Origin of the sequence: Shinella lacus, from assembly GCF_010994755.1 — a bacterium.
GTDB classification, from domain to species: Bacteria; Pseudomonadota; Alphaproteobacteria; order Rhizobiales; family Rhizobiaceae; genus Shinella; species Shinella lacus.
Map to the genome: position 1 here is coordinate 340,021 of NZ_WHSB02000006.1, position 17,060 is coordinate 357,080.

Sequence of the window (17,060 nt, forward strand, 5' to 3'; positions counted from 1 at the left end):
GAAACGCCCTCCGGGCAATCGAGCAGATCAGGAAGAGGCTATAGAAAACCTATATGAAGAACCTCAATCGCGTGCATCTGAACGGCCTTCGGGCGCTGGAAGCGGTGGGGCGGCTCGGCTCGCTGCAGGCGGCGGCCGACGAGCTCGGCGTGACGGTCGGCGCCGTCAGCCAGCAGGTCATCAAGGCGGAGGAGCAGCTCGGCCGGGCGATCTTCGAGCGCACCGCGCGGGGCCTGCGCGAGACGGCCTCTAGCACGCCCTTCCTGGCGCGCCTTTCCGCCGCCTTCCGCCAGCTTTCCGAGGCGGTGGCGACGACCCAGCGGCGCGACGATGCGATCCTGACGATTTCCGTGGCACCGATCTTCGCGTCGCGCTGGCTCATCCACCGCATCGATCGCTTCGCCGCCGCCCATCCGGATATCAGCCTGCGCATCGAGGCGACGACGACGCTGGTCGACCTCGCGCGCTCCGATGTCGATCTCGGCATCCGCGTTGGCCCCGGCACCTGGCCGGATGTGACGGCGGAGTTCCTGATGCCGCAGGTGATGTTCCCGGTCTGCGCGCCGGCGCTGGCGGATGGCATCCGGACGCCGCAGGACCTGTCGGCGCAGCCGGCGGTGGTCGATGGCAACGATGCCTTCACCTGGCAGCGCTGGCTGAAGGCCGCCGGTTTCGACGTGCCGGCCCCGAAGGCCCGCCACGTCTTTTCCGATGCCTCGCTCTGCCTCGACGCGGCGCTGGCCGGGCAAGGGGTGCTGCTCGCCTGGCCGGTGCTCGCCTCCTGGGCGCTGCGTGAGGGGAGGCTCGTCGCGCCGTTCCCCATCCGGGTGGATACCGGCATGGGCTATTATTTCGTAACGGCCCCGGGGCTGCCGGAGCCGCGCAAGGTTTCGCTGTTCAAGCGCTGGCTGCGCGAGGCCATCGCCGAAGACGGCGAGGACGGCTTTGCCGGCGCGATCATTCCGGCTCGTTAGACCGCGTCTCCATCATGGTCTTGAAGGCGGCGCGCGACTGGCACTGTTCCAGCCAGGCCTTCACATTCGGCGCGGCGTCAAAAAGCGCCGTCTGGCTCATCGCGTAGCGAAACACCTCCGCGAGGTTGAGGTCGGCGACGGTAAAGCGGTCGCCGACGACATGGCCGGTGGCCACCAGGTGCTGGTCGAGCCGCGCGAAACACTTTTTCAGCGCCTTGTTCGCAGCGCGGATCGTCAGCCGCCCCTGTTCGCTTTCGGCGGCCTGGACATCGCGCAGCATGATGATCTTCACCGCATGCGGCTCCACCTCGGTCGCCGCCCACATGGTCCATTGCAGCATCTCAGCCTCTTCAGTCACCGTCTGGCCGGAGAGTGGGCCGCCATGCTTGCGCGCGAGGTAGAGGTTGATCGCCAGCGATTCCGTCATCACGAAGCCGCCGTCGTCGATGCAGGGGATGAGGCCCGTCGGGTTGACGGCGAGAAACTCCGGCGATTGGGTGTTCATCGGCGCATCCGCCGCCTGCACGTCGTCGAGCCGGTAGGCCTGTACGATCGGCACGGAGGTGAAGGGCAGGCCGAGTTCGCCGGCCAGCCAATAGTTGCGCGAGGCGCGGGAACGATAGACGCCGTAGATGGTGAGCATGGAATCCTCCTGATTGCGGCGGCACCTTAGGGGGCGTTCTTGCGGAACGGTAGAGCGCTTGCCTGATCGATCGATGAATTGTCGTGATGGCCGGGCAGGGGAGCCCGCTTTGTCGCATTGACGTCGCGCCGCCATCGGATTAAGGCCGATATATCCGCGCGATTGCGGAAGGGACGACCGATGACACGAGGCACGACAAGCTGGGCTGCCTGCCTGCGCATGCTTTGCGCAGTCGCCCTGCTGTTCGTCGGTTTCGCCCACCAGCCGGCCTCGGCCCTGGAGCCGACGGCGCTCGAACTCGTGCAATATACCCTGCCGGACGGCACCGTGCCGGACCTCTGTCTCAATGGCAGCGTCGATGGCAAGACCCGGCATGCCACCCCCATCAAGTGCGAGGCCTGCCGCATCGGCGGTGCCATGCTGGTGCCGGAGCCGGCCGATCTTGCCGGTGCCAACCTGGCTTTCCGCCTGGTCGCCGCCCTGCCGCTCGTCGAAGAGGCGCTGCATTCCAAGCGCGACCGCCCCGGCGCCCCGCCGCGCGCACCACCCTTCCTGTCCGCCTGATTTTCCGTGATCCGCGCAGCCTGCCGCCGCGCGCCCGAAATCCAGCCTGACAGGACCCTTTGCATGTCCGTTATCTCCGATGCGCCGGCCCTTGCCGCCGCCGAACCCTCCGCGCTCGCCCAGCGCCTCTACCGCGCCATCTGGCGCTGGCATTTCTTCGCCGGCCTTCTCGCCGTGCCCTTCATGATCAGCCTCGCCATCACCGGCGGGCTCTATCTCTTCAACGACGAGATCGATGCCAGCCTGTTCCGCTACCGCAACTATGTCGCGGTCGGCACCGCCGAACTGTTGCCCTCCGCAATCGTCGAAAAGGCGCTCGCGGCCGTGCCGGGCGGCACTCTCGCCTCCTACCGCACGCCCGCCGGCAAGGACCGTTCCGCCCGCGTGACGCTCGCCAGCGATGCCGGCAGAATGCTCGTCTTCGTCGATCCCTATGACGGCGCCGTTCTCGATACCCTTCCGGCGAACCAGGAATTCAACCAGGTCGTCGAGGACCTGCACAGCCTCGATTATTTCGGCACCTCCTGGGAGCGCATCATCGAGGTCGTCGCGGGTTTTGCCATCGTGCTGGTGCTGACGGGCCTCTATCTCTGGTGGCCGCGCAATGCCACCGGCGGTGTCGTCAGCGTGCGCGGCACACCGGCCCGGCGCGTCTTCTGGCGCGACGTCCACGCCGTCACCGGCGTTTTTGCGAGCGTCCTCATCCTGTTCATGGCGTTTTCCGGCCTGCTCTGGTCCGGCTTCTGGGGCGCCAAGGTCAATGCGACGCTGACGGCCAACGGCATGGGCTATCCGGTAGAACTCTGGGACCGCGTGCCCCATTCCATGCTCATCACCACCGACGTGCTGCCGAAAGCCTCCTGGCTCATGGAAAACGCCCCCGTGCCGCAATCGACGGTTCCGGCCGACGGCCAGAAGGCCCTGCCGCCGATCGGTCTCGACAATGCGGTGAAGATCGCCAACGCCGCCGGCATGCTGCCCGGCTACGAGCTGTCGCCGCCATCAGACCAGACGGGCGTCTACACCGCGGCGATCTACCCGGCCGATCTGGAATACGAGCGCACGATCCATATCGACCAATATTCCGGCGAACGCCTCGTCGACACCGCCTTTGCCGATTATCCCGCGACCGGCAAGGCGATCGAATGGTGCATCAACGTGCACAAGGGCCAGGAATGGGGGCTGTTCAACCAGCTCCTCATGCTGTCGACCTCCTTCATCGTCATCGCGATGAGTGTGTCGGCCGTCGTCATGTGGTGGAAGCGCCGGCCGAAGGGCCGCATCGGCGTGCCGCCGGCCCCGCGCGAAAAGCGCATCTATCTCGGCCTCTGGGCCATCGCGGCCGTTTTCGGCGTGCTCTTTCCGCTGACAGGCATCACCATCCTCGCCATGATCCTTCTCGACCAGCTCGTTATCCGCTTCGTGCCGCCGCTCCGGCGCATCTTCTCCTGATCAGAAAGGAATTCCCATGAAACGCATGCTTGCAACGGTTCTCGCTCTGGCGCTTTCGGCCTCGGCCGTCTTCGCCCACGAGTTCACCCTCGGCAATCTCGAAATCCACCACCCGGCCTCCAAGGCGACTTTGCCCGGCCAGCCGGTCGGCGGCGGCTTCCTCACCATCACCAACAAGGGCAGTGAGGCCGACCGCCTCGTTTCCATCACCGCGCCGACGGTTTCCGACGACGTGCAGCTCCACGAAATGGCCATTGAGAACGACATCATGAAGATGCGCCAGCTTCCAGACGGCATCGAAATCCCCGCCGGCGCCACCGTGGAACTGAAATCCGGCGCCCAGCACGTCATGTTCATGAGCATCAAGCAGCCCTTCAAGGAAGGCGAAAGCTTCAAGGCGACGCTGACCTTCGAAAAGGCGGGCACGATCGACGTCGACTTCAAGATCGAAGCCGCCAAGCCCGGCGCAAAACAGGGCGACGCCGCATCCGGCAACCATGAGGGCCATGGCGGCTGATAACAGCGGATGAGGAGGCGGTACCTGGACAGCCCGCCCCCCCATCCACCATGGCGCCTCTCCGTTCGGGCAGGAAGGAGAGACGCGTTTCGGGACGGGCTCAGCCCGTCCGGTTCCGTTCGATCGTCAGGTGCGCGTAAGTCGTGCCTTCCGTCGCAAGGTCGCCGGTGGTGCGTTCGTTCCAGCGGTAGCCGGCGATCGCGCCGTTCGGGGTGTCTTCGAAGATATTTCCGGAGATCAGCGCCGAGCCTGCCTCCTCCACCACCGTCACCGCGCAGCCGACCGGGCTTTTGCGCACCAGGTTGCCGCTGACGACGAGGCCGCGCATGAACGGTCCCCAGCCGAGCATCAGGCCCCATTTCGGCGCGTTCTCTATCGTGTTGCCGGAGACGACCGTGTCGGCTTCCACCGCGATGCCGAAGCCGAAGCCCGCGCCGTCATGGACGTAGGGGCCTTCGAGCTTGAGGTTGCGCACGACATTGCCGGTGACGGTGGCGAGCCTGCCGCCCTCGTTGAAATTGACGATGAGGATGCCGTTGGCGGCGCCGTCGATCAGGTTGCCGTTGACGATCGCGCCTTCGAAGCCGAATTCCGAGTAGATCGCCGTCTCGCCGCTGTCGAGGCAGGTATTGCCCGATATCTGCACGTTCGAGCCGGCATTGGCGCGGATGGCGGAAAAGGCGCAGCCGGAGAGATGGTTGTTCGTCACCATCACGTCGTCGCCGCGGAAGATGTTGATGCCGTTGCCATATTCGCCGGTGCCGCCGCGTGTCGCCGCCATGCGGGCGATGCGGTTGCCGGAGACGATCGTGCCGTCGCGGCCCTTCTGCCAGCGGTGGATCAGGATGCCGCCATTGCCGCAGTCGAAGACATGGTTGCCGGTGACGGAGAGGTCGTGGCTCTCGACGGCATAGAGCGCGTAGTCGGCGGCCCCCGAAAGCCGGTTGCGCTCGATGCGCCCGCCGCAGCGTTGCAGGCTGACCGCGGTTTTCGACGAGCCCTGGATCTCGCAATTCTCGATCGTCACCTGGGCGACGTTGCTGAGGTGCACCAGGCCCTCGACCGTGTCGTCCAGCCAGCGGTTGGCGCCATCGATGACGAGATTGGCAAGCTCTACGCGGGCAAGCCCGTCGGCGGCGAAGAGGTGGCCGTCGCCGCCATAGAGGATGCGGGTGGCGCCCGGAACGCCGGTGATGCGCGTGTTGTCGGGAAGCGTGACGTTGGAGATCGTATAGTCGCCGGGCGGGAGGAAGACCGGCATGTTCTTGCCCGCCGCCTCCTTCAGGAGCTTGGCGAAGGCCTTGCTCTTGCGGTCGCCGGCACCTGGGCGGATGCCATGCGCGGAGGCATCTATGCTGCCGCGCAGGTCCACGTCGAGGATCGGCACCGGCTCGCTTTGGGCCGCCGCCGCGGTGGCGAGACCGGCCGCACCCAGGCCTGAAAGGAATAACCGTCTGGTAACCATGATAGCTCCTTGCCGGTCAAGGAGCAGGAACCGTGCCAAGTGGTTTTGTGCCGAAACGGAACAATCGGGGTGATGCCCGCCCAAGTTGCCGAAAGATGTGACGGAAAGCCCGCATTGGCAGCATTTCGCTGGTTTCCTTTAGGGTTGGATAACGACTTGGCATGTACCTTTGGGTGTTACCGGGAAGAGGCGGCGGCCGGCAGTGTCCTTCCTTGCGTTTGAAAATTGCAGGGGTTCATGTCGACGAAACTGTCCCACCTTGGCAACGACGACGCCGACGCGACGGCGCGATTGATGTCCGCCAGCGAGCGCCTGATGAGCGAGGCAGCACGGCTGTTCCCGCTTGCCGCCGCGCAGAACGACCGCACGATCTGGCTGGAGGCCATGATCGACGAGGTGCCGGACTACCTCTATTTCAAGGACAGCAACTGCCGCTTCGTCGTCGCCAACCGGGCGATCGTCAAGGACAATTACCGCGAAGGGCTGGAAAGCCTGGAAGGCATGTCCGATTTCGACATCCACCCCGAACATGTCGCCCGCGGCTTTTTCGAGACGGAGCAGGAGATCATCCGCTCCGGCCGTCCGATGCTCGACATGGAAGAGTTGATCCGCGATTCCCGCGGCAATCTCAAATGGCTTTTGACCTCCAAGCTGCCGGTGCGCAACGGCGCCGGCGAGGTGATCGGCATCGTCGGCATCGCGCGCGACATCACCGAGCGCAAGCGCTCCGAGAGCCTGCATGTCGGCCAGGCGCATCTCCTCAAGATGATCGCGCTCGGCGCGCCGCTGGTCGAGGTGTTTTCCTCGCTGATCCTGCTGATCGAGGCGCATGTTTCCGACGTCACCGGCTCGATCCTGATGCTGGCGCCCGACGGCAAGCACATCGTCAACGGCGCCGCGCCCAATCTCGACCCCGCCTATTGCCGGCTGATCGAGGGCGCCGAGATCGGCCCGGCGATGGGCTCCTGCGGCACCGCCATGTGGCGCGGCGAACCCGTCATCGTCTCCGATATCGCGACCGATCCGCTGTGGGACGATTATCGCGCGCTTGTCGCACCCTATGGTTTTCGCGCCTGTTGGTCCGCGCCGATCCGCTCTTATCAAGGCAAGGTGCTCGGATCCTTCGCGCTCTATTCCCGCACGCCGGGCGAGCCTTCCGCCGAGTGCATGAAGCTCGTCGGCATGGCGACCCACATTGCCGGCATCGCCATCGAGCGCAAGGAGGCCGAAGACAGCATCCAGTTCATGGCGCATCACGACACGCTGACCGGCCTGCCGAACCGCAGCATGCTCGACGAGCGCGTTGCCTCGGCCATCGAGGCGGCGGATGAGCGCGGCGGCACCATGACGCTCGCTTTCCTCGACCTCGACAATTTCAAGCTGGTCAATGACAGTCTCGGCCACCATGCCGGCGATGCGCTGCTGAAGATCGTCGCCGCGCGCATGCTGGCCTGCGTGCGCGCCAGCGACAGCATCGTGCGCCTCGGCGGCGACGAATTCGTTGTGCTGATCAACGGCGCGCCGCGCAAGGGCGAAACGGTCGAAGACCGGCTGCGCGCCGTGCGCGAGGCGGTTGCCGAGCCGGTCGAGATCGAGGGCCGCTCGTTCCAGGTCACCTGCAGCATGGGCGTCGCCGCCTATCCGGAGCACGGCCGCAATGCCACCGAACTGCTCGCCCGGGCCGATGCCGCCATGTACCGCGCCAAGGAAATCGGCCGCGATGCCATGCAGGTCTTCACCGCGGAACTCGCCAACAGGGCGCACGAAAAGCTGGTACGGCAGGAGGAGCTGCGCCGCGCGCTCGCCCAGCAGGAGCTTTTCCTGCAATATCAGCCGCAGATGGATCTTTCGACCGGCCGCATCTTCGCCGTCGAGGCGCTGATCCGCTGGCGACATCCGGACCGCGGCCTCGTGGGGCCGGGCGATTTCATTCCGCTGGCGGAGGAAACCGGCCTGATCGGCCCGATCGGCGACTGGACGCTGCGCGCCGCCTGCCGGCAAAACAAGGCCTGGCAGGTCTCCGGCCTGCCGCCCATCGTCGTCAGCGTCAACGTCTCGGCCCGCCAGTTCCAGGAAAAGGACTGGGTCGAGCGCGTGGCCGCGGCCCTTGAGGAAAGCGGGCTGGAAGCGCGCTACCTCGAACTGGAACTGACGGAAAGCCTGATCATGGAGGATGTGCAGCAGGCGGTCGCCACCATGCTTCGGCTGGAACAGCTTGGCGTGACGCTGGCCATCGACGATTTCGGCACCGGCTATTCGAGCCTCGCCTCGCTGAAGCGGTTCCCGGTCGGCCGTCTGAAGATCGACCGTTCCTTCGTGCAGGACCTGCCGGACGACGGCGACGACGCGGCAATCGCCCGTGCCGTCATCTCGCTTGCCCATTCGCTGCAACTGCGCGTCATCGCCGAAGGCGTGGAAACCCGCGAGCAGATGGAATTTTTGCGCGAGGCCGGGTGCGACGAGATTCAGGGCTATTATCTCAGCCGCCCCATCGATGCCCGCGCGCTCCAGGCGATCCTCTGCATCCCGAATCTCTGATATTCCCCGCCGGGTCTTGACATTGTTACGTTGATATCAACAGTAAGAATCATGCTTGATGACGTGCTGATTCCCTACGAGACGACGCTTTTCGTACGTGACAACTGCCTGTGCCTGCATGTGCAGCGCGCGGCGCGCGCCCTTGCGCGGCGTTTCGACGATGCGCTGCGCCCGCATGGCCTCACCAACGGTCAGTTTTCGCTGCTGATGGCGCTGAATCGCCCCGAGCCGCCACCGATGGGGCCGGTCGCGACGTTGCTCGCCATGGACCGCACCACGCTTACCGCCGCGCTCAAGCCGCTCGAACGGCGCGGCCTCGTGAAGATCGAGTCCGATCCGCGCGACCGCCGCGGCCGCCTGCTGCGTCTGACCGTCGAGGGCCGCCGCCTGCTGACCCAGGCCTTCCCGACCTGGAAGGAAACCCATGCCAAGGTCGACCAGCAACTCTCCGCCGTCGACATGACTGCACTACGCGCCGGCATGCTGGCGCTCGCCTGAGCGATGGGTCCTCGGGTCGAGCCCGAGGATGACGAAAGAAGAACTGATCGGCTGGCGAGAGCCCCCGCGCCGCATGCCGCGCCGGTCGATGGTCCTGCGGCTTCTCCTCCCCACCGTCATCCTCGGGCTGGACCCGAGGATCCACCGGCACGGCACGCCCAAGCGGCATTGCCTCGCCCCCACTGGCAGAGCGCGCGAAAGCCACTATCTTCCCTGGCATGAAGCCCGACCAACTGCTCAAACCGGCGCCCGCCGGCCTCTATTGCCCCGCCGGCGATTTCTACATCGATCCCGTCCGCCCCGTGGCGAGGGCGCTCATCACCCATGGCCATTCCGACCATGCCCGCGCCGGCCACGGCGCCGTGCTGGCGACGCGCGAGACGCTCGACATCATGGAAATCCGCTACGGCGAGGATTTCTGCGGCTCCTCGCAGGCCGCCGCCTTTGGCGAGCGCATCGATCTCAACGGCGTCACCGTCTCCTTCCACCCCGCCGGCCATGTGCTCGGCTCGGCGCAGATCGCGGTGGAGAAGGGCGGCCTGCGCATCGTCGCCTCGGGTGATTACAAGCGCGGCGCCGACCCGACCTGCGCGGCCTACGAGCCCGTGCCCTGCGACGTCTTTATCACAGAAGCGACCTTCGGCCTGCCGGTCTTCCACCACCCGGAACCCAAGGCCGAGATGGGCAAGCTGCTGACCTCGCTCAAACAGTTCCCCGAGCGCAGCCACCTTGTCGGCGCCTATTCGCTGGGCAAGTCGCAGCGCGTCATCCGCCTGCTGCGCGATTGCGGCTATGACGCGCCAATCTACATCCACGGCTCGCTGGCGCGGCTCTGCGACTATTATGTCAGCCGCGGCATCGATCTCGGCGACCTGCGGCCGGCCACGCTGGAAAAGGGCGACCCGACCGATTTCCGCGGCGCCGTCATCGTCGGCCCGCCGTCGGCCTTCGCCGACCGCTGGGCACGCCGCTTCAACGAGCCCCTCATCGCCTTCGCCTCCGGCTGGATGATGGTGCGCCAGCGCGCCAAGCAGGGCGGCGTGGAACTGCCGCTCGTCATCTCCGATCATTGCGACTGGCCGGAACTGACCGAGACGGTCCGCGAACTGGCGCCAAGCCAGGTCTGGGTGACCCACGGCCGCGAGGAAGCGCTGGTCCGCTGGTGCGAACTCGCCGGCGTGCCTGCGCGGCCGTTGCATCTGGTGGGCTATGAGGATGAGGGGGATTGATGCGCGAGGATTTGCACGCCCCGATGTCAATGGAACATCAAAAGCCGGATATGCAGCGCGCCCACCGCGAGGCCGGCGAACGCGCCGACCGGTGCGAACAGGATCGCGCCCAATATACCCGACAGTTCGTAGCCACCCCAGATGCCCAGGACGAGACCGATCGTGCTGAGGATGGTGGTGATGATGTTGTGCGCCTTGCCCATGACGAAAGACGTGGGAAGCCGGGGCTCGCGCAACAAGGGGGAGGGGTTTCGTGAGAGCCTTCGCAACCCTCCTCGACCGCCTGGTCCTCACCCCCTCGCGCAACGGCAAGCTCAAACTCCTCGCCGACTATTTTCGCGACACGCCGGACCCCGACAGGGGCTACGGCCTTGCGGCAATCGCCGGCACGCTGGACCTGAAGAGCGTCAAGCCGGCGCTGCTGCGTGAACTCGTGCTGGAGCGCATGGATGAGGTGCTGTTCCGCTATTCCTACGACTATGTCGGCGATCTCGCGGAGACCATCGCCCTCGTCTGGGACCAGGAGCGCAAGGAGCGCGTGCCGGACGAGGCGCAGCCGCGGCTGAGCGCCGTCGTCACCCGCATGAACGCGCTTGGCCGCACGGAGGTGCGTGGTGCCGTGCGCGATCTGCTGGAACAGCTCGATCCCTCCGCCCGCTTCGCCTTCCTCAAGCTTGCGACCGGCGGCCTGCGCATCGGCGTCTCGGCGCGGCTCGCCAAGCAGGCGCTCGCCGATTTCTCCGGCAAGGACATTACCGAGATCGAGACGCTGTGGCATGGCATCTCGCCGCCCTACGAGCCGCTCTTTGCCTGGCTGGAGGGTCGCGCCGACCGCCCGGTGCTGGCCACACCGGCGATCTTCCACTCCGTCATGCTCGCCAATCCGGTGGGCGAGGGCGATCTCGACAATCTCGACCCCGCCGATTTCGCCGCCGAATGGAAATGGGACGGCATTCGCGTGCAGATGTCCTCCGCGGGCACGACGCGTCGCCTCTATTCCCGCTCCGGCGACGACATTTCCGCCGCCTTCCCGGATGTGCTGGACGCGATCAATTTCGAAGGCGTGGTCGATGGCGAGCTGCTCGTCGGCGGCACGGCGCGCATGAATAACCCGACGCGCACCTTCTCCGATCTCCAGCAGCGCCTGAACCGCAAGACCGTCAACACCAAGATGCTGGACGACTTCCCCGCCTTCGTGCGCGCCTATGACGTGCTGTTCGACGGCGAGGCGGATGTGCGCCCGGAGACCTTCACCGCCCGCCGCGCCCGCCTCGGCCACCTCATCGAAAAGGCGCCGCACGACCGCTTCGACCTCTCGCCGCTGGTACCCTTCGCAACTTGGGAAGAACTGGAGACCATCCGCCGCGAGCCGCCCGATCCGGTCATCGAAGGCGTCATGATCAAGCGCCTCGACAGCCCCTACCAGGCCGGCCGCATGAAGGGGCCGTGGTTCAAGTGGAAGCGCGATCCCTACAATGTCGACGCGGTGATGATGTATGCCCAGCGCGGTCACGGCAAACGGTCGAGCTACTATTCCGATTTCACCTTCGGCGTCTGGACGGCAGGCCCGGAGGGCGACGTGCTGGTGCCCGTCGGGAAAGCCTATTTCGGCTTCACCGATGCCGAGCTCGAAGTGCTCGACCGCTTCGTGCGCAACAACACGACCGACCGTTTCGGCCCCGTCCGCGCCGTGCGGGCAGAACCCGCCTACGGCTTCGTGCTGGAAGTCGCCTTCGAAGGCATCAACCGCTCCACCCGCCACAAATCCGGCGTCGCCATGCGCTTCCCCCGCATCGCGCGACTGCGGCAGGACAAGCTGCCGGCGGATGCGGACCGGCTGGAGACGCTGATGGCGATGATCGACGCCCGCGAAGGCGTCGTCGAAGGGCCGTGAGCGATGGACGCAGAACTCCGGCAGGTCGAGCACGATGCTGACTGGCACGCCTACCATTTCATCCGCCGCCACGTGCTCTATGAGCTGCGTGGTCGCGTCGACTATGACGAGCACCATCCGGACGACCATGCCGAAGGGCACATTCCGTTGTTGTTTTTGCGGAATGGCGAGCCCGTGGGAACTGCTCGCCTGGACCAGGCACGCGAGGTCGGTACGCTGAGGATGGTGGCCGTCCTGCCCGCCCATCAGAGGCGCGGAATCGGAACTGCGATGTTGCGAGCGGTCGAGCGGTTTGCCGAGGGCAGGGGCATCAGGCAGCTCAACGTCCATTCCGCGCAGGACGCAACCGTCTTCTACGAGAGGCTTGGCTGGACCACGATTGACGCCAGCAAGCGCAATCCCTTGCTGTCGAAGACGATCGGTTGAGCGACTAAAGCCCCAGCGTCGAAAGGTCCGGCCCGACCGGCACGATGCGGTTCGGGTTCAGCGACTTGATCGAATAATAGCCATTCTTGATATGGTCGATGCTGACCGTCTCGCGCACGCCCGGCAGGTCCAGCACCCGCTTCGTATAGGCAGACAGCGCCGGGTAGTCGGCGATGCGCTGGCGGTTGCATTTGAACAGGCCGTAATAGGCGGCGTCAAAGCGGATGAGGGTGACGAAGAGGCGGATGTCGGCCTCGGTAAAGGTCGCGCCCGTCAGGAACGGTCCTCCGGCGACAAGCCGCGCCTCCAATTCGTCCAACATCGTGAAGACGCCGTGGAAGGCTTCTTCATAGGCGACCTGCGTGGTGGCGAAGCCGGCGCGGTAGACGCCGTTGTTGAGCGTGGGATAGATGCGCTCGTTCAGCGCGTCGATCTCGCTGCGCAGGGCCTCCGGATAGAGATCGACGCTTTCATCCGCGAGGGCGCCGAAACCGCTGTTCAGCATGCGCACGATGTCGGCGGATTCGTTGTTGACGATGGTCTTGCGCTGCTTGTCCCACAGCACCGGCACGGTCGCGCGGCCGGTGAAGGTGGCGTCGGCGCTGGTGTAGATCTCGTGCACATAGGTCGCGCCGTTCAGGTCGTCGCGGTTGGCGCCGGGATAATCGCCGAAGCGCCAGCCCTGCTCGGAAAGCGCCGGCTCCACGACGGAGACGGAGATGACGTCTTCCAGCTTCTTGAGTTTTCGGGTGATCAGCGTGCGCGAGGCCCAGGGGCAGATCAGGGCGACATAGAGATGGTAGCGCCCGCTCGCGGCCTCGAAACCGCCGTCGCCCGTCGGCCCGGCGCTGCCGTCCGGCGTCACCCAGTTGCGAAAGCTCGAAACCTGGCGCACGAAGCCGCCCTTGGCGTCCGTCGCCTGCACGGGCTGCCAGTCTTCCGTCCATTTGCCGTTGACCAGCATCGCGTCACCTCGTTCCGGTTCCAGTTGACCCGACCTATCGCCAGCGCACGAAAACGGCAATTCCGCCGCCGATTGACACAGCGTTCACAAAGTCACGCGAGCAGCCGGTCGATCAATGCCGAAGCGGCATCGGCGATCACCGTGCCGGGCGGGAAGATCGCATCGGCGCCGGCCTGTTCCAGTGCCGGGAAATCCTGCGGCGGGATGACGCCGCCGACCGCGATCAGCATGTCGCGCGCGCCGCGTTTCACAAGGGCCGCCTTCAGTTCCGGCACCAGTGTCAGGTGCCCGGCGGCGAGCGACGAGGCGCCGACGATATGCGCGCCCTCGCGAATGGCGAGTTCCGCCACCTCGTCCGGCGTCTGGAACATGGCGCCGACGATGACATTGAAGCCGAGATCGGCAAAGGCGGTGGCGATGACCTTCTGCCCGCGGTCGTGCCCATCCTGCCCCATCTTGGCGACGAGGATGGACGGCTTTTCTCGCCGCAGCGTCTCGAAGGCCGCGACCTTGTCGACGGCGGCGTTGAAGGCCCGGTCGTTGGCGCCCATCTCCTTGCGGTAGACGCCGGAAATCGTGCGCACCTCCGCGACGTGGCGCCCGAACGCCTTTTCCAGCGCATAGGCGATCTCGCCGACGGTCGCCCGGGCACGGGCCGCCTTCACGGCGAATTCCAGCAGGTTGCCGTCGCCGCTCTTCGCCACGTCGGTCAGGGCATCGAGCGCGCTTTCGGCCGCCGCCGTGTCGCGCGTGCCCTTCAATTGCTGGAGTTTGGAGAGCTGGCGGGCGCGCACCTCGGAATTGTCGACCTTCAGCACGTCTACCTCGATATCGCGTTCAGGCCGCGAGAAGTTGACGCCGACGACGGTCTGCTGGCCCGAGTCGATGCGCGCCTGTGTGCGGGCCGCGGCCTCCTCGATCCTGAGCTTCGGAATGCCCTTCTCGATCGCCTTCGCCATGCCGCCGAGCGCCTCCACCTCCTCGATATGGGAGAGCGCACGCGCCGCAAGATCGTGCGTCAGCCGCTCCATATAGGCCGAGCCGCCCCAGGGATCGATGATGCGCGTCGTGCCGCTTTCCTTCTGCAGCAGGATCTGCGTGTTGCGGGCGATGCGGGCGGAATGGTCGGTGGGCAGCGCCAGCGCCTCGTCGAAGGAATTGGTGTGTAGCGATTGCGTATGCCCCTGCGTCGCCGCCATCGCCTCCACCATGGTGCGCATGACATTGTTCATCGGGTCCTGTGCCGTTAGCGACCAGCCGGAGGTCTGGCAGTGGGTGCGCAACGCCAGCGACCGGGCATCCTTCGGCGCGAAATTCTTCTTCATGAGTGCGGCCCAGATCAGGCGCGCCGCGCGCATCTTGGCGACTTCCATGAAGAAATTCATGCCGATCGCCCAGAAGAAGGAGAGGCGGGGCGCGAAGGTGTCGATGTCGAGCCCGGCGGCGACCCCGGCGCGGGCATATTCGATGCCGTCGGCGATGGTGTAGGCGAGCTCCAGGTCTGCCGTCGCGCCGGCCTCCTGCATGTGGTAGCCGGAGATCGAGATGGAGTTGAATTTCGGCATGCGCCGGCTGGTATAGCTGAAGATGTCGGAGATGATCCGCATCGAGGGCTGCGGCGGGTAGATATAGGTGTTGCGGACCATGAACTCCTTCAGAATGTCGTTCTGGATGGTCCCGGACAGCTTGTCCTCGGAGACGCCCTGTTCCTCCGCCGCGACGATGAACAGCGCCATGATCGGCAGCACCGCGCCGTTCATGGTCATGGACACGCTCATCTCGTCGAGTGGAATGCCGTCGAAGAGCTGGCGCATGTCGAGGATGGAATCGATCGCCACGCCCGCCATGCCGACATCGCCGGCCACGCGCGGATGGTCGCTGTCATAGCCGCGATGGGTGGCGAGGTCGAAGGCGACGGAGAGGCCCTTCTGGCCGGACGCGAGGTTGCGCCGGTAGAAGGCGTTCGATTCCTCCGCGGTGGAGAAGCCGGCATATTGCCTGATCGTCCAGGGCTGCTGGACATACATGGTGGGGTAGGGACCGCGCAGATAGGGCGCGGCACCGGGCCAAGTGTCGAGATAGGAAAGGCCGGCAAGGTCCGCCTCGCCATAGGCGCCCGCGACGGTGATGCCCTCCGGGGTGAGCCAGGCGGCCTCGCCGGTGGGGGCTGTGGGGGTGGTTGGCTTCGACCAGGCGATGGTGGAGAAATCGGGGATCCGGCTCATGCGGCGGCTCCTGCGGTGCGTGGTGCAGGGAGGCGCACGCTGTGCTCGCGGGTGGATCCTCGGGTCAAGCCCGAGGATGACGTAGGAGAGGGAGTGCCAGGGTGCCTCAAGGAACCGCGCAACGAGCCTAGGCGCTTGCCGTTATCGACGACCGTAACCCCAAACTCCGTCATCCTCGGGCTTGACCCGAGGATCCACCCACGCGCAGTGCGTTTGAAATCCACTCGCATCACGCCGACACCTCCGCCAGATCGGCAAGCAGCACCGGCGAAAGCCCGCCCGATGATGCCGGCGCGCTCAGCGCTCCCAGCACTGTGAACACCCGCTCCTGGTTCACCGGAAATAGTGTCGTCCCGACAATCGGCCTCGCCCGCCGCGCACCCCGCGCCGCCTCTACCAGCCCCTTCACCACCCCCGAAGCAATAGCCGCCGAAAGCCCGCCCTGCTTCTCGATGCCCGCAAACATCTCCCACGCCTTCTCAGCCAGCCCATCCGTCAACGCCTCGATACCACCGGCACCCGCGGCGGGGTCGACGACATGGGCGAGGTTGCTTTCGGTGATCAGCACCACCTGCGTGTTGCGCGCAATGCGGCGCGCGAAGGGGTCCGGCACGCCGAGCGCCAGCGTGTGCGGCAGCACGGTGATTTCGTCCGCACCCGCGGTGCCGGCGGCGAAGACGGCGATGGTGTTGCGCAGGATGTTGGTCTCCGGATCGCGCCGTGTCAGCATGCGCCAGCTCGTCTCGGCGTGGAGATGGGCGGGCTTCGGCTCGGAGATGCCGCAGGCAGCCTGCATCTTCGCGTGGATCAGCCGTGCGGCGCGGAATTTTGCGGTGGTGAGGAACTGGTCCTGATCGGCGGCGAGCGACAGCGAGGTCGCGGCGAAGGTCGTTTCGGGCGCTACGCCCGCCGCGTCGAGCAGGCGGAGATTTTCCGCGAGCGCCGCCGCGACGATGGCAAGCTCCAGTGCTTCGCCCGCCCCCGCATTGTGCGCCGGCCGGCCGTCGGCATTCAAGATCGTTCCGGAAAAGCCGAACTCCATCAAGGCCTTGGCGGCAGCGGCGGAATCTCCTGTTTCAGGTGAGGAACAGCTGAAGGGATCGAGCCCGAAATGCACCGGCGCGCCATGCGCACCCGCCTCGTCGAGCGCGCGAGCGAGGGTTGCGGCAAGCGCACGATCGGCGAAGCCGGCTTCGAGGCGCAGCGAGAAGGGTGCCGCGGCACGAGAGGCGGCAGTCTTGCGGAAGGCGGTGTCGCTGTTGGCGCGGATGCCTGTGCCGTGCGCGGCGGCACTGCCGGCGAAGACCAGCGAAATGCCGGTCGCGCCGTTTTCGAGATCGTCGGCCATCTGCGCGCGGGCGCGGGTCAGGTCGGCATCGTCGCGGCGCTGGTTGACGGTCCAGGCATCGCCGGCATGCGGGGTGGCGGCGTGGTTGTGGGCGAGGGGCAGTGCGCCTTGCCGGCGGGCATGGATCGGCCGGATTTCGAGGCCCTCGTCGGTGCGGGAGACGAGCGTCGCCTCGAAATCCGCGCCCTTCAGCGCCTTTTCCGCAAGCTTGCGCCAGGCCGCCTCGTCGACGGGCGCAAACCCCGCTTCCTTCAAGATGCTCGCGTCCATCCCGTCGCGCACTCCCCTGTCCCGGCATTCCTATCCATCGGGGATACAGCGTA

15 protein-coding genes are annotated in these 17,060 nt (G+C 66.1%); 9 read left to right on the plus strand and 6 right to left on the minus strand.

The window, feature by feature from the left end; translation table 11 throughout:
- Positions 1-53: 53 nt before the first annotated feature.
- The gene (locus GB927_RS18680) at positions 54-974 is read left to right on the plus strand and encodes a LysR substrate-binding domain-containing protein (protein WP_256118701.1); all 921 of its coding nucleotides are present in this window, start codon (positions 54-56) and stop codon (positions 972-974) included.
- Here the strand turns inward: GB927_RS18680 and GB927_RS18685 are convergent.
- Positions 958-1,617, minus strand: a complete 660-nt coding sequence (locus tag GB927_RS18685) for a glutathione S-transferase family protein (protein WP_256118702.1) — start codon at positions 1,615-1,617, stop codon at positions 958-960. The two genes, GB927_RS18680 and GB927_RS18685, sit on opposite strands and share 17 nt — an antisense overlap.
- Before the next feature lie 180 nt (positions 1,618-1,797).
- Between GB927_RS18685 and GB927_RS18690 the strand changes: the two genes are divergently transcribed.
- The 3 genes from GB927_RS18690 to GB927_RS18700 all read left to right on the plus strand — a co-directional run bounded on the left by GB927_RS18690 (position 1,798) and on the right by GB927_RS18700 (position 4,150).
- Positions 1,798-2,181: a hypothetical protein gene (locus GB927_RS18690; RefSeq protein WP_256118703.1), complete on the plus strand. Its 384-nt coding sequence runs from the start codon at positions 1,798-1,800 to the stop codon at positions 2,179-2,181.
- A 72-nt stretch (positions 2,182-2,253) separates the two neighbouring features.
- The gene (locus GB927_RS18695; RefSeq protein ID WP_439655513.1) at positions 2,254-3,633 is read left to right on the plus strand and encodes a PepSY-associated TM helix domain-containing protein; all 1,380 of its coding nucleotides are present in this window, start codon (positions 2,254-2,256) and stop codon (positions 3,631-3,633) included.
- A 16-nt stretch (positions 3,634-3,649) separates the two neighbouring features.
- Positions 3,650-4,150: a copper chaperone PCu(A)C gene (locus GB927_RS18700; RefSeq protein WP_256118706.1), complete on the plus strand. Its 501-nt coding sequence runs from the start codon at positions 3,650-3,652 to the stop codon at positions 4,148-4,150.
- 100 nt (positions 4,151-4,250) lie between these two features.
- Here GB927_RS18700 and GB927_RS18705 read toward each other — a convergent pair whose 3' ends face one another.
- Entirely contained in the window at positions 4,251-5,615 is a 1,365-nt protein-coding gene (locus tag GB927_RS18705) for a TIGR03808 family TAT-translocated repetitive protein (protein WP_256118707.1), read from the minus strand.
- 237 nt (positions 5,616-5,852) lie between these two features.
- Between GB927_RS18705 and GB927_RS18710 the strand changes: the two genes are divergently transcribed.
- From GB927_RS18710 to GB927_RS18720, 3 genes are all read left to right on the plus strand, one after another.
- The gene (locus GB927_RS18710) at positions 5,853-8,153 is read left to right on the plus strand and encodes a putative bifunctional diguanylate cyclase/phosphodiesterase (protein WP_256118708.1); all 2,301 of its coding nucleotides are present in this window, start codon (positions 5,853-5,855) and stop codon (positions 8,151-8,153) included.
- A 51-nt stretch (positions 8,154-8,204) separates the two neighbouring features.
- Positions 8,205-8,651 (plus strand): MarR family winged helix-turn-helix transcriptional regulator, encoded by a 447-nt coding sequence (locus tag GB927_RS18715; protein ID WP_256118709.1) that lies wholly within the window; start codon positions 8,205-8,207, stop codon positions 8,649-8,651.
- 218 nt (positions 8,652-8,869) lie between these two features.
- On the plus strand, positions 8,870-9,880 hold the full coding sequence (locus tag GB927_RS18720; RefSeq protein WP_256118710.1) for a ligase-associated DNA damage response exonuclease: 1,011 nt from the start codon (positions 8,870-8,872) through the stop codon (positions 9,878-9,880).
- A gap of 26 nt (positions 9,881-9,906) precedes the next feature.
- Here GB927_RS18720 and GB927_RS18725 read toward each other — a convergent pair whose 3' ends face one another.
- Positions 9,907-10,119, minus strand: coding sequence for a hypothetical protein (locus GB927_RS18725; RefSeq protein WP_256118711.1), 213 nt, complete (start codon positions 10,117-10,119; stop codon positions 9,907-9,909).
- A 14-nt stretch (positions 10,120-10,133) separates the two neighbouring features.
- On the opposite strand from GB927_RS18725, the gene GB927_RS18730 reads away from it, so the two are divergent.
- The gene (locus GB927_RS18730) at positions 10,134-11,774 is read left to right on the plus strand and encodes a cisplatin damage response ATP-dependent DNA ligase (RefSeq protein ID WP_256118712.1); all 1,641 of its coding nucleotides are present in this window, start codon (positions 10,134-10,136) and stop codon (positions 11,772-11,774) included.
- Positions 11,775-11,777: 3 nt separating this feature from the next.
- A complete protein-coding gene (locus GB927_RS18735; RefSeq protein WP_256118713.1) occupies positions 11,778-12,200 on the plus strand; it encodes a GNAT family N-acetyltransferase in 423 nt (140 codons plus the stop codon).
- Positions 12,201-12,204: 4 nt separating this feature from the next.
- Here the strand turns inward: GB927_RS18735 and GB927_RS18740 are convergent, their stop codons facing one another.
- The 3 genes from GB927_RS18740 to GB927_RS18750 form a co-directional block, all read right to left on the minus strand.
- Positions 12,205-13,164 carry a glutathione S-transferase family protein gene (locus GB927_RS18740; protein ID WP_256118714.1) on the minus strand — a complete coding sequence of 320 codons (960 nt, stop codon included), beginning with the start codon at positions 13,162-13,164 and terminating at the stop codon, positions 12,205-12,207.
- 92 nt (positions 13,165-13,256) lie between these two features.
- Positions 13,257-15,389 carry a methylmalonyl-CoA mutase gene (scpA, locus tag GB927_RS18745; protein WP_256118715.1) on the minus strand — a complete coding sequence of 711 codons (2,133 nt, stop codon included), beginning with the start codon at positions 15,387-15,389 and terminating at the stop codon, positions 13,257-13,259.
- Positions 15,390-15,618: 229 nt separating this feature from the next.
- The gene (locus tag GB927_RS18750; RefSeq protein ID WP_256118716.1) at positions 15,619-17,007 is read right to left on the minus strand and encodes a methylmalonyl-CoA mutase family protein; all 1,389 of its coding nucleotides are present in this window, start codon (positions 17,005-17,007) and stop codon (positions 15,619-15,621) included.
- Between the last annotated feature and the right edge of the window lie 53 nt (positions 17,008-17,060).

Coding starts and splice junctions, on each gene's coding strand:
- GB927_RS18715 (WP_256118709.1), top strand. CDS start 8,205: ATGCTTGATGACGTGCTGATTCCCTACGAGACGACGCTTTTCGTACGT.
- GB927_RS18750 (WP_256118716.1), bottom strand. CDS start 17,007: ATGGACGCGAGCATCTTGAAGGAAGCGGGGTTTGCGCCCGTCGACGAG.
- GB927_RS18700 (WP_256118706.1), top strand. CDS start 3,650: ATGAAACGCATGCTTGCAACGGTTCTCGCTCTGGCGCTTTCGGCCTCG.
- GB927_RS18720 (WP_256118710.1), top strand. CDS start 8,870: ATGAAGCCCGACCAACTGCTCAAACCGGCGCCCGCCGGCCTCTATTGC.
- GB927_RS18735 (WP_256118713.1), top strand. CDS start 11,778: ATGGACGCAGAACTCCGGCAGGTCGAGCACGATGCTGACTGGCACGCC.
- GB927_RS18685 (WP_256118702.1), bottom strand. CDS start 1,617: ATGCTCACCATCTACGGCGTCTATCGTTCCCGCGCCTCGCGCAACTAT.
- scpA (WP_256118715.1), bottom strand. CDS start 15,389: ATGAGCCGGATCCCCGATTTCTCCACCATCGCCTGGTCGAAGCCAACC.
- GB927_RS18705 (WP_256118707.1), bottom strand. CDS start 5,615: ATGGTTACCAGACGGTTATTCCTTTCAGGCCTGGGTGCGGCCGGTCTC.
- GB927_RS18690 (WP_256118703.1), top strand. CDS start 1,798: ATGACACGAGGCACGACAAGCTGGGCTGCCTGCCTGCGCATGCTTTGC.
- GB927_RS18740 (WP_256118714.1), bottom strand. CDS start 13,164: ATGCTGGTCAACGGCAAATGGACGGAAGACTGGCAGCCCGTGCAGGCG.
- GB927_RS18710 (WP_256118708.1), top strand. CDS start 5,853: ATGTCGACGAAACTGTCCCACCTTGGCAACGACGACGCCGACGCGACG.
- GB927_RS18680 (WP_256118701.1), top strand. CDS start 54: ATGAAGAACCTCAATCGCGTGCATCTGAACGGCCTTCGGGCGCTGGAA.